Origin of the sequence: Streptomyces sp. SID12501 (assembly GCF_010550245.1) — a bacterium.
Taxonomy (GTDB): domain Bacteria; phylum Actinomycetota; class Actinomycetes; order Streptomycetales; family Streptomycetaceae; genus Streptomyces.
This window is the reverse complement of sequence record NZ_JAAGLU010000022.1, coordinates 85274-100206: the sequence shown is the minus strand read 5'-3', so window position 1 is coordinate 100206 and position 14933 is coordinate 85274. Positions and strand designations below refer to the sequence as shown.

Sequence of the window (14933 nt, the reverse complement as noted above, 5' to 3'; positions counted from 1 at the left end):
CGGCGGGGGCGAAAACCCGACATGATCCCGCGCATGGAACCCCTCCCTCTCACCGGCCTCACAGTCATCGCCCTCGAACAAGCCGTCGCCGCCCCTTTCGCCACCCGCCAGCTCGCCGATCTCGGCGCCCGGGTCGTCAAGGTCGAACGCGTCGACGGCGGCGACTTCGCGCGCGCGTACGACACCGCCGCCCACGGACTCGCCTCGCACTTCGTGTGGTGCAACCGCGGGAAGGAGTCCCTCGCCCTCGACGTCAAGGATCCTCGCGGACTCGCCGTCGTGCGGCGGCTGATCGCCGACGCCGACGTGTTCGTACAGAACCTCGCCCACGGCGCCGCCGCCCGCCTCGGCCTCGACGCGGCCACCCTCTGCGCCGCGCACCCCCGGCTGATCGCCGTGGACATCTCGGGATACGGGCCGTCGGGGCCGTACGCAGACAAGCGGGCCTACGACATGCTCGTGCAGTCCGAGGCCGGGCTGGTGTCGGTGACCGGGACGCCCGAGCAGCCGGTGAAAGCCGGGATTCCGGCGGCGGACATCGCGGCCGGCATGTACGCGTTCTCCGGGGTGCTGGCGGCGCTCGTACGACGGGGCGTGACCGGGCGGGGCGGGCCGGTGGAGGTGTCGATGCTGGACGCGCTGGCCGAGTGGATGGGACACCCCCTCCACCATGCGATGCACGACGGCACTCCCCCGGCGCGCACCGGCCTCGCGCACGCCGTCATCGCCCCGTACGACGCCTACGCGACGGCGGGCGGCGGCCGGGTGCTGCTGTCGGTGCAGAACGACCGGGAGTGGCGAAGGCTGGCCGAACAGGTGCTGGGGCGGCCCGAGTTGGGGTCCGATCCGGCGTACGCGACGAACGCGGCGCGGGTCGGGAACCGGGGGCGGACCGACGCTCTCGTGGCCGCGGCCCTCGGTGAGCTGGATGTCGACGAGGCCCTGGCGCGGCTGGAGGGGGCCGGGATCGCGTGCGCGCGGCTGAGGGACGTACAGGAGGTGGCGGAACATCCGCAGTTCGCGGCGCGGGACCGGTGGCGGGAGGTGGGTTCGCCGGTGGGGCCGTTGCGGGCGCTGCTGCCCCCGATCACGCTGCCGGGCGGGGTCGAGGCGCGGATGGGTGATGTGCCCGCGCTCGGGGAGCACACCGAGGCGCTGCTGCGTGCCGTGGGGATGACGGGCGAGGAGATCGCAGCGCTGCGCCGGGACGGTGTGGCCGCCTGAGCGCGGGCATGGAACAACTGGACGAGCGACCGGACGGTGGACGGAGTCGGTGACCCGGTGAACCACGGACGGCGCCGGGACGCCGATACGGTCCGCTCAGCGCCCGCCGAAAAGGGTGCGGCTCAGACGGCGCAGCGGGGCGAAGAGCGAGAGCCTGCTGACACGCGTGCCGAGGTCGCTGCGCTGCTTCACGGTGTCCCGTGAGGTGAGTTCGCGCATCAACAAGGTCGCCTCCGCCGTCTCGCGCTGAGGGACGGCGGGTCCCGACAGCACCGAGAGATGGCGGTCGAGACGCGCCTTGGTCGCATTGCTCCCGCACGTGATCGCAGGGACACGTGCCCTGCTGTGCATCGTTATCTGTTCCATGTCACTCCCCACCCGTACAAGTCCACCCGGCCCGGGCAGGTTAACCCTATCGCTCCCCCGGGGCACTCGTGTATCTCGGTCACAGGATTCACCTTCCCCACAAGGGTGTTGACGATTACTCTCCGAATCCAACCGATTCCAGGGCGAGTTGGACAACTGGTGCACTGGTGGGCTGCTCCGAGCCCCCGTCCGGTTCGACGGTCACAGCGAGTGATGTGGCCGACTTGTCGAGACCCGTCGCCACCAAGGGCGTGTCGCCCTTGAAGAGTCCCAGGGAGCGCGGTTGCACATCAGGGCGCATGAGCCACAGTTGGCGCACGCTGTCGCTCGGCAACTCCCCGTACCCACTGAGGGTCACCACGGCGCTCCCCTCGGAAGCGGAGGCGATCGCGGTGATTCCCTGGCCCTTCGCGTCCCTGTCGGCGGTCGCCCGCGCGTCGGGAGCTGACAGAACGTCGGCAATCTCACGTGCCTGGGCCTGCGCGGTGTCCAGCTTGTCCTGGGTCTGCGTGTTCTGCACGGCGAACAGCGCGGCGACGACGAGCGCGGCCGCCGCCGTGAGTGTGGCCAGCGGGGCGAACATGGGGCGCATGCGGGGCGCACGGCGGACCGGCGGCAGCGGTTCGGTGCCCCACACGTGCCCCGGCAGCTGATGGCTCCGCCTGCGGGGCGCTTCGGCGGAGCGGCCGGGGGCGCGCACCGGGGACTGGCCCGGGAACTCCTGCGGAGTCGCGTGTACGGCGGACAGGACCCGGTCGCGCATGGCGAACGGGGGCGGCGCGGCTATGGACCAGGCCAGCCTGACCGTGTCCTCGGACAGCAGGCGCACCTCGGCGGTACAGGCGTCGCAGCGGGCCAGGTGCTTGTCGAAGCGGCGCCGCTCGTCGGGATCCAGGGCGTCGAGGGCGTAGGGGGCGGCGAGCGAATGGAGATCCTCGCGGCGGAACAGTCTGCCGAGCACGCTCATGCGACACCTCCCAGGCATTCGCGCAGCCGGGTCAGTCCGTCGCGCATCCGTGTCTTCACCGTGCCCAGCGGGAGCGAGAGCCGCTCCGCCACTTCACGGTATGTGTAGCCGTCGTAGTAGGCGAGGGTGACCGACTGGCGTTGCAGGGTGGTCAGCCGGTCCAGACAGTGGCGCACCCATTCTCGTTCGAGCCCGGCCTCGACCTCCTCGGCCACATGGTCGAAGGCGGGACGGTGGGAGCGTTCGGCGTCGCGCTGCTCGCGCTCGCCGGCCGCGCGGGCGCTGCGCACCCGGTCGACGGCCCGGCGGTGCGCGAGCGTGAGTATCCAGGACAGGGCGCTGCCCTTCCTGGGGTCGAACCGGGGTGAGGAGCGCCAGAGTTCGAGCAGGACCTCCTGGGACACCTCCTCCGACTGCGCCGGGTCCCGCACCACGCGCCGCACCAGACCGAACACCGGCCCCGACACGATCCCGTACAGCTCCTCGAAGGCCTTCTGGTCTCCCCCGGCCACGAGAACCAGAAGCTCGTCCGCTCCCACCCGCGTCCCCTCTCTATGGCCGCACACGGCCCCTCCCCGCTCCATCACGCTTGTCACCGTCACCTTAGGCATTCGAAGCGAACCCGCGTCCGGATGGGTACGGATCTGCGGGCCCGGAACGCGGGCCGGTCGCCGCCCAAACGTTTTCAAGAAAGTTTTCAGGTTCGACCAATCCGCATCGGGGAGGGCTCCGAATCCTCGTCGTCAGGCAAGTTGACACGGTGAGGACGGACGGTATGACGACAACCATCTCCAAGGGCGGCTCGCGGCGCAGGAGCATCGCGACCCTCATTTGTGGTGCGCTGGCCGCCGGTGGGCTCGCAGCCGCCGGCGTCACCGCGCTCGTACCGGGTACGGCATCCGCCTCCAGCCACCGCGAGGCTCCGCTGATCTCCGGCACACCGCAGTACGACAACACGGACGTGTACGCGTTCGTGAGCCCGGACAAGAAGGACACGACGACGATCGTCGCGAACTGGATCCCGTTCGAGGAGCCGGCCGGCGGCCCGAACTTCTACCAGTTCGCCGAGGACGCCCAGTACGACCTCCACATCGACAACGACGGTGACGCGCAGGGCGACCTCCTGTTCCGCTACACCTTCAAGACACACGTGAAGAACAAGAAGACGTTCCTGTACAACACGGGTGCGGTCGACAGCCTGTACGACCCCGACCTCAACATCACGCAGACGTACGACATAGAGCTGATCAAGCTCAAGAACCAGCGCGTCAAGTCGAAGACGAAGATCGCCGACGACGTTCCGGTCGCCCCGTCGAACGTGGGCAAGGCGTCGATGCCGAACTACAAGAAGCTGCGCGACCAGGCCATCCACAAGCTGACGAACGGTTCGACGACGTTCGCCGGGCAGGCCGACGACCCGTTCTTCCTGGACCTGCGCGTCTTCGACCTGCTGTACGGCGGGAACCTCTCCGAGGTCGGCAACGACACGCTCAAGGGCTACAACGTCAACTCGATCGCGCTCCAGGTGCCGACGCACATGATCACGGAGTCGTCGAAGCAGCCGATCGTCGGTATCTGGTCGACGACCCAGCGCAAGAACGCCAGCGGCTACTACGCGCAGGTCTCGCGGCTGGGCATGCCGCTGGTCAACGAGGTCGTCAACCCCATCAAGGACAAGGACAAGTTCAACGCGTCCTCGCCGTGGGAGGACGCCCAGTTCCTGAAGAACGTGACCAACCCCGAGCTGCCGAAGCTCATCGAGGCGATCTACAAGATCCCGGCGCCCAAGGAGCCGCGCAACGACCTGGTGGACGTCTTCCTCAAGGGTGTGAAGGGTCTCAACCAGCCGCCGTACGTGACTCCGGCCGAGGAACTGCGTCTCAACACCTCGATCGCCCCGTCCGCGCACCCCAAGCGTCTCGGTGTCCTCGACGGTGACAACGCGGGCTTCCCGAACGGCCGTCGTCTGACGGACGACGTGATCGACGCCTCGCTCCAGGTCGTCGAGGGTGAGCTGGTCGGCGCGAAGAACGACCTCGGTGACGCGGTCGACAAGAACGACAAGAGCTTCGAGAAGTACTTCCCGTACGTGGCTCTGCCGACCGAGGGTTCGCGCGGCCCGCTCGCCAAGGGCACGACCGGCACCAACGACGTCCGCAGCCAGCTCGGTGACGCGCTGCAGCCCGCCGGCACCTCCGGTGGCACCGACACCATGCTGATCGCCGGTTCGGCGGCGGCCGGTGCGGCCGGGTTCCTGCTGCTCACCGCCGGCTTCGTGTGGTGGCGCCGGAACATGGGGAACCGGGCGTACTGACCCGCTTTCCGTCCTCACCCCCACCAACTGGCGCGGCCCGTTTCCATCCCCACGGCGCGGGCCGCGCCGCACTCCCGTCGACTCCCGGCCCCACCCGGGCGGTCGACCCCCGCTTCCCCCGCAGATGACCCGCCCAGGAACCTTGAGGAGAGGGCATGCCCCCGCGTACGAACGACAACGCACCGGACCGCGAGCAGGCGCCACAGCCGCCACTCACGCGACCGGGCCGTGAGCTCGGCAGCCGGCCGGCCGACACGGCGGGGGCGGCCGGGATCCTCGGCACGGTGAAGGCCGGGGGCACCGATCAACACGCCGACGCGACGCGGCCCGTCCCGGGCGGGACGGACCTGGCCGGGCCGGGCAACACCGCGCCGGCCGGCGTCCCCATGGACACGGCCGGGCCGGGCACAGGCGAACCGGCCGGCACCGCCGAGGCAGGCAAGGCAGGGCCGGACGTCGGCCGCGCACACGCGCCGAGCACCACGTCGGCCCCCGAGCCGAACAGCTCCGAGCACGACTCCGGAGTCCTCGCCGCGTCCGGCGCCGGTCGGGAGACCCCGGCGGCCGAAGCCGCTCCGGGGACCCGGAAGGTGCCGGAAACCCACCTCGCCCCCAGCACCCGCGAGGCAGGTGCGGCTCCCAGCCCCGAAGGCTCGCCCGAGGGCGCCGGCGCGGGCAGCATGGCTGCCGAGCACGCGCCGGATGTCTCCCCCGACCGGTCGTCCCCCGCCGCCCCCGGCACCCACTCCCCCGCCTCCGACCTGTCCGGCCCCGACGAGCGGGTCACCGCGGTCCGGCGGCTCGGGGAGTCGTCGCGGCGGTGGCGGGCCGTGCAACTCGGGGCCTGTGCGGCTGCGTTGGCGGTGGCGTTCACCGCCGGGGCCGTGGTGCTGGGCGCTGTTCGGGACGGGGGCGGGGCCACCACTGTCGCCTCGGCGCCGGCCGCGATGTCTCCCGCGCTGCTCGCGAGTGGGGACATCGGCGCGAGTATCGCCTCTCTGCAGGCCCATCTCCGGGCGCAGCCCAAGGACTTCGGCAGCTGGGCCACTCTCGGGCTCGCGTATGTCGAGCAGGCCCGCACCAAGGGCGACCCCTCCCGGTATCCGCAGGCCCAGCAGGCCCTGAACCGGTCACTCGAGCTGGAGCCCGACAACGACCCCGCTCTCGCCGGGCGCGCCGCCCTCGCCGCCGCCCGCCATGCCTTTCCCGGCGCCCTCAAGTACTCGGACCAGGCCCTCGCGCAGAACCCCTACAGCGAGCGCGCCCTGTCCACCCGTATCGACGCTCTGGTCGAACTCGGGCGCTACGACGAGGCGTTGAAGGCCACCGACGAGGCCGACGCCAAGCGGCCCGGGGTGCCTGTCTTCACCCGGTACGCGTACGTGCGTGAGCTGCGCGGCGAGGTCAGCAGCGCCCGGCGTGTGCTGGAGCAGGCGCTCGACTCCGCCACGTCCCGCGGGGACATCGCGTACGTGTCCACGGCGCTGGGGCAACTCGCCTGGAGCCAGGGCGAGTACAAGTCCGCCCTGGAGCACTACGCCCGCGCCCTCGCCGCCGACGACAACTACCTTCCGGCGCTCGAGGGCCGCGCCCGCGCCCAGTTCGCCGACGGCGACCGGGCCGGGGCGATTCTGGGCATGGAGGACGTCGTCTCCCGCTATCCGCTGCCCGGTCCGCTCGTCGAACTCGGCGAGCTGTACGAAGTCCGGGGCGGCGAGGGCGACCTGGCCAAGGCCCGCGACCAGTACGCGCTCGTCAACGCCTGGACGGCCATCGCCCGCGCCAACGGCGTCAACGCCGACCTGGACACCGCGCTGGCCGCCGCCGACCACGGCGACCGGAAGTCGGCGCTGCGCGCGGCCCGCGCCGAGTGGGACCGCCGTGAGACCGTGCACACGGCCGACGCCCTCGCGTGGGCACTGCACGTCAACGGCCAGGACGAGGAAGCGCTCCCGTACGCCCGCCGCGCCACCGCGACCGGCTACCGCAACGCCTCCTTCATCTACCACCGCGGCATGATCGAGCAGGCCACGGGCCACCCGAAGGAAGCCCGCGCCTCGCTCTCCGCCGCCCTCGAACTCAACCCCGGTTTCTCCCCGTTGGGCGCCCGCAAGGCCCGTACGGCTCTCAAGTCCCTGGAGGCGGCGAAGTGAAGCCCCGTCGTTCGGCCGCCGCCGGTGCCGCCGTGTTCACGGCCGCCTGCGCGCTCGTACTGGTTCCCGCCTCGGCCGCGAGCGCGCATCCGCTCGGCAACTTCACCGTCAACCGGTACGACGGTCTCGTCGTCGCCCCCGGGCAGCTCCGGGTCGCCCATGTCGAGGACCTCGCCGAGATCCCGGCCACCCAGGCCAAGCCCGACATCGAGAAGCTGGGCCTGACCGACTGGGCCGCACAGCGATGCGCGACCGCGGCGCAGGGCAGCAAGGTCACCGTCGCGGGCCGTAGGGTCGCACTCTCCGTCGGCAGCGCCAAGGCAAGCACGCGGCCCGGTCAGGCCGGCCTCGACACCCTGCGCGTGGAGTGCGAGCTCACGGCCGCTCTCCCCGAGGTCGCCGAAGGGGACACCGTCGCCCTCGGCTTCCACAGTGCGGGCATCGAGTCGGGCCCCGGCTGGCGGGAGATCACCGCACGCGGTGACCGGATGACGCTCGCCGAGTCCGACGTGCCGCAGAAGTCGGTCTCGGGTGAACTGACCAGCTATCCACAGGAGTTGCTCTCCTCGCCGGCCGACACCGCGACGGCCGCCGTCCAGGTGAGCCCGGGCGGCCCGGCCCTGGTCGAGAGCGGCGAGGAGGCGGCACCGGCGTCCTCCGTGCTGCCGCGCGGCGCGGACCGGTGGACCCGCGCGCTGGACTCCCTGGTGGCCCGGCACGACCTCACGGTCGGTTTCGCCGCACTGGCCCTGGTCATCGCGATCTTCCTCGGCGCGATGCACGCGCTCGCCCCGGGCCACGGCAAGACCCTGATGGCGGCCACGGCAGCCGCCCGGGGCGGCAAGGCCCGTCTGCGCGACGTCATGCCGCTGGCGGCCTCGGTGACGGTCACCCACACGCTTGGCGTGGTCGCCCTGGGCCTGCTGGTGACGGCCGGTTCGGCGGCGGCGCCCTCGGTGATCGCCTGGCTGGGCGTGGCGAGCGGTGTGCTGGTGACGGGGGCGGGCCTGACCCTCACACGGCGGGCCTGGCGCCAGCGCGTACACGAGCGCGCGCACCTCACTCCCCAGCCGCACCCTCATCAGCACGACCACGATCACGGGCACGAGCACCCCCACACCGCCGAAAAGGCGCCGGAACGCGAACTGGTCCTCGCCCACGCATCGCACACCCACGCGCACTCGGACACCGCGCTCGCACCCGCACCCGCACCCGCCGCAGCTCCCGCACATGTGCACGACCATGACCACGACCACCAGCACGACCACGGTCATGAGCACGATCACGGCCACACCCACGAGCACCACGACGGCAAGCACAAGCACGACCGCAGCACCCTCGAACACACCCACGGCGGCTTCACCCACACGCACGACATCGCTCCCACCCTGCGCGGCACGATCCTGCTCGGGTTCGCCGGTGGGCTGGTGCCGAGTCCGTCGGCCGTGGTCGTGCTGGTCGGGGCCGCCGCGCTGGGGAAGGCGTGGTTCGGGTTCCTGCTCGTGCTGGCGTACGGGGTCGGGCTCGCGCTCACCCTCACCGGGGCCGGATTCCTCGTCGTACGGCTGGGCAGCGGGGCCAACCGGCTGCTGGACCGGCGTCCGGGGCTGGCCGGCGGTCCGATGCTCGCGTTCGTCCGGCGTACCGCGCCGCTGGCGTCCGCGTTCCTCGTTGTCGCGCTGGGAGCCGGATTGGTGCTCAAGGGGGCGGCATCCGCACTCGGCTGAGCTACTTTTGGGAAGAAATCAGGCGGAGTGCAGAAAATCGGCGTGCAATGAGACCGAATCCGTGAACGTGCGGCTGCGATGGGGGGACGCCCGTGTCCGAAGAGCCGGGCAGTGAACGTGTGATCGCGGGACGCTACCGACTGCTCTCACCGCTCGGCGAGGGCGGTATGGGCACGGTGTGGCTGGCCCGCGACGAGGTGCTGCACCGCGAGGTCGCCGTCAAGGAGGTGCGCGCGCCCGCCGGACTGGCCACCTCCGAGGTCGAACGGCTGTACGCCCGACTGGAGCGCGAGGCCTGGGCCGCGGCCCGCGTCTCCAACCGGAACGTCGTGACGGTGTACGACGTGGCGACCGACGGGGGCCGGCCCTGGATCGTCATGGAGGTGGTCCGCGGGCTATCGCTCGCCGATCAGCTGGACGCCGAGGGACCGATGTCCCCGCAGCGGGCCGCGCACATCGGCGCCGAGGTGCTCGCCGCGCTGCGGGCCGCGCACGAGGCCGGGGTGCTGCACCGGGACGTGAAACCGGCCAACGTACTGCTGTCCAACGACGGCCGGGTGGTGCTCACCGACTTCGGGATCGCGACGGTCGAGGGCAGTTCGGCCCTCACCATGACCGGCGAGCTCATCGGCTCCCCCGAATTCCTGGCGCCCGAACGGGCGTTGGGGCGTACCCCTGGTCCCGAGTCCGACCTGTGGTCGCTGGGCGTGCTGCTGTACGCGGCGGTCGAGGGCAACTCGCCCTTCCGGCAGAACACCCCGCTCAGCACCCTGCGCGCCATCGTGGACGAGGAGTTGCCGCCGCCGCTCCGGGCGGGGCCGCTGACGCCCGTCATCGAAGGGCTGCTGCGCAAGGATCCGGCCGAACGTCTCCCCGCCGAGCGGGCCGAGCACGAGCTGCGGATCATCGGGGCGGGAGGCACCCTGCGCGCGGACACCGTCCGGACGACCCCGTACACGCCGCCGATCGCGGCGGCCTTCCCGCAGCACCCGGCGACGCCCCCGCAGCCGATGGCCGTTCCCACGGCGGCGACCAGGCCCGTGCCGCCTCCCCCGGACACCCGTCCGACCACTCGCCCGGGCGAACCGGATCGCAACCGCCGGGCGGCCGTCGTCCTGGTCGCGGGCCTCGTCGCCATCGCACTGGCGATCGCCGGGCTGACATACGCGCTACTGGACCACGACAACGGCGGGGACGGCACCGATGCCGGTGCCGGCAGCAGCACACAGCAGAGCAATGCCGGTACGGGTGCGGCGAGTTCGCCGAAGAGCAGCCCCAGCGACTCCGGCGACGAGGAGACGAGCCCCACTCCGAGCAGCAGTGACAGCAGGACCTCGCAGCCGGCGCAGACCGTGGAGGTCCAGGTGGTCGGCTCGGGCACCGACTACTCGGGGGCCTGTCCGCCGCCCGACGCCCAGGCGCCCGGCTTCACGGCGACGTTCACGGTGGGCAACGTACCCGCGAAGATCTCCTACCGCTGGGTGACGGAGACGGGCGATGCGCCGGAGCAGGGCTGGCGGACGCTTTCGTTCCCGGCGGGCGGCGGGAAGACCAAGGAGAACAAGGTCTTCGTGACGACGTACGACGAGAGCGGGACGATCGAGAACGCGATCGGCGTGGAGGTCCGCGACCCGGTGAGCGTGAAGTCCAACTCCGTGCCGTTCTCGGTGACTTGCGAGACGGAGACCCCGACGGACGGGGTCTCCTCTCCCGCTGTCACTCCGTCCGGTACGCCCTGAACGGACGCCGGTCGAACGGTCGGGCAGTCGGTTGGCCGGGGGGTCGGAGGGTCAGTTGGTCGGAGGTCGGGTGGTCAGGCGGCGCTGGTGAACGCCGGCAGATAGCCGCCCGACTGGCCGGCGGCCGTCGGGTGGTAGGACTCGCCGATGTTGAGCAGGTTGAGGCTGTGCAGCCACGAGCTGCCCGAGCAGAGTTCGTGACCGGTGAAGGCCGGCTTGACGTCACCGAAGGTGAAGCCGTGGTCGGCGGCCCTCTTGGCGAGCGCGCTGTTCAGGTAGTCGGACGCGCCGTTGATCGCGGACCGCTTGGTCTCGGAGAGTCCGAGGCAGGCCTGGCCGAGCTTGTAGAAGCGCGGGTAGCCCAGGACGACCACGTGGGCGGCGGACGCCCGGGAGCTGATGGCGTCGTACACGGTGTCGAGCAGACCGGGGAGGGTCGAGTCGACGTACGCCCGCGCGGTGTTGATGCGGGCGAGGCAGGAGCTGTCGGACTGGAGCACACAGGTCGACATGACGTCGGCGAAGCCCGCGTCGTTGCCGCCGACACTGATCGAGACGAGGCCCGTGGAGGAGCCGAGCGGGGTCAGCTGGTTCGCCAGAACATCACCCGTTCGGGCGCCCGAGCAGGCCGTGAAGTTGAAGCTCGAGGGTGAATGGGCGGCGGCCCAGAGGTACGGGTACGCCTTCGTGCTGCGCTTGCAGTCGCCGCTGGAGCTGATGTAGCTGCCCGAGCCGACTCCCGAGGAGTAGGAGTCGCCGAGGGCCACATAGCCGGTGGGGGCGGCGAGTTGGGACGCCTGCGCCGAGGTTGCCCCGGTGAGGGCGGCGACGGTGGCGAGGAGGAGCGAGGTCACGTATGCCGTAATTCGGAAACGTCTCATGGAACCTCCCTTAGCAGGATCTCTGCCACAACGTTCGTACCAACCACACCTGTTGAACGGAAGTGTCCATGCCAAGACTTTTCCGCTCCTATCGGAGCGGATCATCCGCATTCACGTTACGTTTGATTGCGTATTCGTGACATGGGCGTGACAAGCCGTCCAACCCCTTGAGCAACTCCCGTTCATGACCGAGTCTTTACCTCAGCCCGGGCGGAACGCGACGCTCCGGGTTGTGTCCGCGCCAGCGGGCATCCCCCCACAGACACGCCCCCACCCAGGCGTGTGCTGCCTCAGAGGAGGACTCCCTCGTTATGGCACAACTGCGCAGCAAGAAGATCAGGACCGCCGCGACCACCGTCGTGGCAGCCGCCGCTCTCGTCGGCGGATTCACCGCGCTCCCCGCCCAGGCAGCCCCGGCACCCGCCGAGGGCAAGGTGCTGGCCGCCGGCTCCCCCACAGCCGTCAAGGACAGCTACATCGTCACGCTCAAGAAGGCGGCGGGCCTCAAGTCCGCGTCGAGCGCGGGCAAGAGTCTGATCAAGGGGTACGGCGGCACGGTGAAGAAGACGTTCAGCACCGCGCTGAACGGCTACACGGCGACCCTCTCCGCGGCCGAGGCCCGCAGACTCGCCGCCGACCCCGCGGTGGCCACCGTCGAGCAGAACCAGACGGTGCACGTCGACGCCACGCAGTCCAGCGCCCCCTGGGGCCTCGACCGCATCGACCAGGCCGCCCTGCCGCTGTCCGGCACCTACACCTACCCGGACACGGCCGGCGCCGGGGTGACCGCGTACGTCATCGACACGGGCGTACGCATCACGCACTCCCAGATCAGTGGCCGGGCCACCAACGGCTACGACGCCGTTGACGGCGACTCCGTCGCACAGGACGGCAACGGCCACGGCACGCACGTCGCCACCACCATCGCGGGCTCGACCTACGGTGTCGCCAAGGCGGCGAAGATCGTGGCGGTGCGCGTGCTCGACAACGCCGGCTCGGGCACCACGGCCGGCGTCATCGCGGGCATCGACTGGGTGACCGCGAACCACACCAGCCCCTCGGTCGCCAACATGTCGCTCGGCGGCAGTGCCTCGACCTCACTGGACACGGCCGTCGCCAACTCCATAGCCAGCGGCGTGACCTACGCGGTCGCGGCCGGCAACAGCAGCGCCAACGCCTCCTCCTACTCCCCCGCGCGGGTCGCGACGGCCATCACGGTCGGCGCCACCACCAGCACGGACGCTCGCGCCAGCTACTCCAACTACGGCTCGGTCCTGGACATCTTCGCCCCGGGTTCCTCGATCACGGCGGGCTGGAACACCAGCGACACCGCGACGAACACGATCTCCGGTACGTCGATGGCCACCCCGCACGTCGCGGGTGCGGCGGCCGTCTACCTCGCGGGCCACACCTCGGCCACGCCGGCCCAGGTCGCCACCGCCCTCACGGGCGGCGCCACCACCGGGGTGGTCACCAGCCCGGGCACCGGCTCCCCGAACCGCCTGCTGAAGCTCGTCTCGTAACACCCGTCCCACAGCGGTAACCCGCCCAACCCGAACGACAGTTCCCCGGAGGCAGCCGGCGCCTCCGGGGAACCCGTCCGTCCACCCCTTCGTTCCCTCCGGGGAACGTCGTGTATGCATTCGGGATAGATGTCGCAAGGGCTGCGCATCTTGACTCGTCCGGCCCGCTGCGCGACATTGAAGCCCGGCATCCGGCGCGTCGGGGGGCAAAGTCGCCAATGCAGACCATACGTATCAAGCCACCTTCATCCGGGAGTCGACCGGACGACGGTGAGCCGTCGGAACAGGGGCCGGGGAAGGACCTGTTACCGCTGCTCACGGGCGTGGCCGTGGCCGTCGCGGCCATCGGTGCGGCCCTCGCGCTGACCGACACCGCCTCCCCGCTGCGCGGCCCCCTCACGCTGTTCTTCCTCCTCGCCGCGCCGGCGGCCGCCGTGGGGGCCGCGCTGCGCGGACTGGAGCCGCTCGGCCGGATCGTCACATCCGTGGCGGCGGCGGTCGCACTCGATCTCCTGGTCGCCCAGGGCATGCTGGCGACGCACCGGTGGTCTGTCCGCGGTGGAGTCGTGGCCGTGACCGTGATCAGCGCGCTGATCCTCCTGCTGGTTCTGGTACGGCGACAGCGCGGCCGTACGGCGAGAAGACGGACCCCCTGACGTGGCTCGTGACATGGCTCGTAATCTGACTCCCGACGTGACCCTCACCGTGCACCGGCCCGGCGAACTGACCGCCGCCGACCGGGCCGCCTGGACGGCGTTGCAGGCCAAGGCCCATCTGCACGGCTCGCCCGAACTGGCGAACCCCTTCCTGTCCCCGGAGTTCACGCTCGCGATCGGCCGCTGCAGACGCGGCGTACGCATCGCGGTGCTCCACGAGGGCGGGGAACCGGCCGCGTTCTTCCCGTTCCAGAGATCCGCCGCCGGCGTCGGCCGGGCGATCGGGCTCGGTGTCTCCGACTGCCAGGGGCTGGTGCACCGCCCCGGATTCGACTGGGACGCAAGGGAGTTGCTGCGAGCCTGCGGGCTCTCGGTGTGGGAGTTCGACCATCTGGTGGGGGGCCAGGCGCCGTTCGAGGCAGGGGCCTCCGGCACCTTCCCGTCCCCGGTGATGGACGTCGACCAGGGGTACGAGACCTACCTGGCCGGGCTCCGGGCGCGGTCACCGAAGTTCACGCGTACGACGCTCGCCAAGGAGCGCAGACTCGGCCGGGACGTCGGCGAGGTCCGCTACGTGCACGACGAGCGCGATCCCGAGGCGCTGACCAGGCTGATGGCCTGGAAGTCCGCCCAGTACCGCAGGACCGGCCGCAGCGACCGGTTCGCGCACCCCTGGATCACCCGGCTCGTACAGCAGCTCTTCCACACCCGTTCCGACCCGTTCGCGGGCATCCTGTCGGTGCTCTACGCCGACGGAAAGCCGATCGCCGCCCACTTCGGACTGCGCACCGAACGCGTACTGGCCTGCTGGTTCCCGGCGTACGATCCGGCGTACTCGAAGTACTCTCCCGGGCTGATCCTGCATCTGCGGATGGCCGAGGCGGCGGCCGCCGACGGTATCGCGTACCTGGATCTGGGCCGAGGCCAGAAGGAGTACAAGGACTCCCTGAAGACACGTGAACTCCTGGTGTCCGAGGGGTGGGTGACACGTCGTCACCCGGTGGCGGCCGGACACCGGGCGCGGCGCGCCCCGGTGCGGGCGCTGCGCAATGTGGTGCTGTCACGGCCGGAGCTCTTCGAGCCGGCGGACAGGGCACTGAAGCGGATGGGGCAACTCCGTTCCAGAAATCGATCAAAGTAGTTGCGTAACGGTCAAACCAACAAAAACGTGAGACCTCGTTTCAGGTATTGCCATAAGGGCGTAATCGTCAATACCGTCATACATCTCACCCGCATCGGTACGTCGTCCTGTGACTCAGGGGAGGGCTCAGGGTCCACGACGACCGTCGGAGCGGGGCGCGGTAGGGGGGTGCCGTGCTCGGTGGACGTACATCCCGCCGGGCCGTGCCGCGAAACCGACCACCGGGTCACGGTGTTCGGCCA

The 14933-nt window shown here is 70.8% G+C and carries 12 protein-coding genes; 8 read left to right on the top strand and 4 right to left on the bottom strand.

All coding sequences use genetic code 11. The features are described from left to right. Positions 1-21 precede the first annotated feature (21 nt). A complete protein-coding gene (locus G3I71_RS26005; protein ID WP_203731388.1) occupies positions 22-1224 on the top strand; it encodes a CaiB/BaiF CoA-transferase family protein in 1203 nt (400 codons plus the stop codon). 96 nt (positions 1225-1320) lie between these two features. Here the strand turns inward: G3I71_RS26005 and G3I71_RS26000 are convergent, their stop codons facing one another. The 3 genes from G3I71_RS26000 to G3I71_RS25990 all read right to left on the bottom strand — a co-directional run bounded on the left by G3I71_RS26000 (position 1321) and on the right by G3I71_RS25990 (position 3096). Further along, a complete protein-coding gene (locus G3I71_RS26000; RefSeq protein WP_164317840.1) occupies positions 1321-1590 on the bottom strand; it encodes a hypothetical protein in 270 nt (89 codons plus the stop codon). A gap of 115 nt (positions 1591-1705) precedes the next feature. Beyond that, on the bottom strand, positions 1706-2557 hold the full coding sequence (locus tag G3I71_RS25995; protein ID WP_164317838.1) for an anti-sigma factor: 852 nt from the start codon (positions 2555-2557) through the stop codon (positions 1706-1708). Further along, the gene (locus tag G3I71_RS25990; protein ID WP_164317835.1) at positions 2554-3096 is read right to left on the bottom strand and encodes a sigma-70 family RNA polymerase sigma factor; all 543 of its coding nucleotides are present in this window, start codon (positions 3094-3096) and stop codon (positions 2554-2556) included. Before G3I71_RS25990 ends, G3I71_RS25995 begins: the two co-directional genes overlap by 4 nt. 236 nt (positions 3097-3332) lie before the next feature. Here G3I71_RS25990 and G3I71_RS25985 point away from each other — a divergent pair, with 236 nt between their 5' ends. The 4 genes from G3I71_RS25985 to G3I71_RS25970 all read left to right on the top strand — a co-directional run bounded on the left by G3I71_RS25985 (position 3333) and on the right by G3I71_RS25970 (position 10490). Continuing rightward, positions 3333-4871, top strand: coding sequence for a DUF4331 domain-containing protein (locus G3I71_RS25985; protein ID WP_203731386.1), 1539 nt, complete (start codon positions 3333-3335; stop codon positions 4869-4871). Positions 4872-5026: 155 nt separating this feature from the next. Then, positions 5027-7024, top strand: coding sequence for a hypothetical protein (locus tag G3I71_RS25980; protein ID WP_164317833.1), 1998 nt, complete (start codon positions 5027-5029; stop codon positions 7022-7024). Next, positions 7021-8751 carry a sulfite exporter TauE/SafE family protein gene (locus G3I71_RS25975; RefSeq protein ID WP_164317831.1) on the top strand — a complete coding sequence of 577 codons (1731 nt, stop codon included), beginning with the start codon at positions 7021-7023 and terminating at the stop codon, positions 8749-8751. Before G3I71_RS25980 ends, G3I71_RS25975 begins: the two co-directional genes overlap by 4 nt. Positions 8752-8843: 92 nt before the next feature. Further along, positions 8844-10490, top strand: a complete 1647-nt coding sequence (locus tag G3I71_RS25970; protein WP_343243080.1) for a serine/threonine-protein kinase — start codon at positions 8844-8846, stop codon at positions 10488-10490. Between the two features lie 74 nt (positions 10491-10564). Here G3I71_RS25970 and G3I71_RS25965 read toward each other — a convergent pair whose 3' ends face one another. Further along, positions 10565-11371, bottom strand: coding sequence for an SGNH/GDSL hydrolase family protein (locus G3I71_RS25965; RefSeq protein ID WP_164317829.1), 807 nt, complete (start codon positions 11369-11371; stop codon positions 10565-10567). 311 nt (positions 11372-11682) lie between these two features. Between G3I71_RS25965 and G3I71_RS25960 the strand changes: the two genes are divergently transcribed. The 3 genes from G3I71_RS25960 to G3I71_RS25950 all read left to right on the top strand — a co-directional run bounded on the left by G3I71_RS25960 (position 11683) and on the right by G3I71_RS25950 (position 14691). After that, positions 11683-12894: a S8 family peptidase gene (locus tag G3I71_RS25960; RefSeq protein WP_164317827.1), complete on the top strand. Its 1212-nt coding sequence runs from the start codon at positions 11683-11685 to the stop codon at positions 12892-12894. Between the two features lie 218 nt (positions 12895-13112). Continuing rightward, positions 13113-13550 carry a hypothetical protein gene (locus G3I71_RS25955; RefSeq protein WP_164317818.1) on the top strand — a complete coding sequence of 146 codons (438 nt, stop codon included), beginning with the start codon at positions 13113-13115 and terminating at the stop codon, positions 13548-13550. A gap of 37 nt (positions 13551-13587) precedes the next feature. Further along, positions 13588-14691 (top strand): GNAT family N-acetyltransferase, encoded by a 1104-nt coding sequence (locus tag G3I71_RS25950; RefSeq protein WP_164317955.1) that lies wholly within the window; start codon positions 13588-13590, stop codon positions 14689-14691. The last annotated feature ends 242 nt before the right edge of the window (positions 14692-14933 follow it).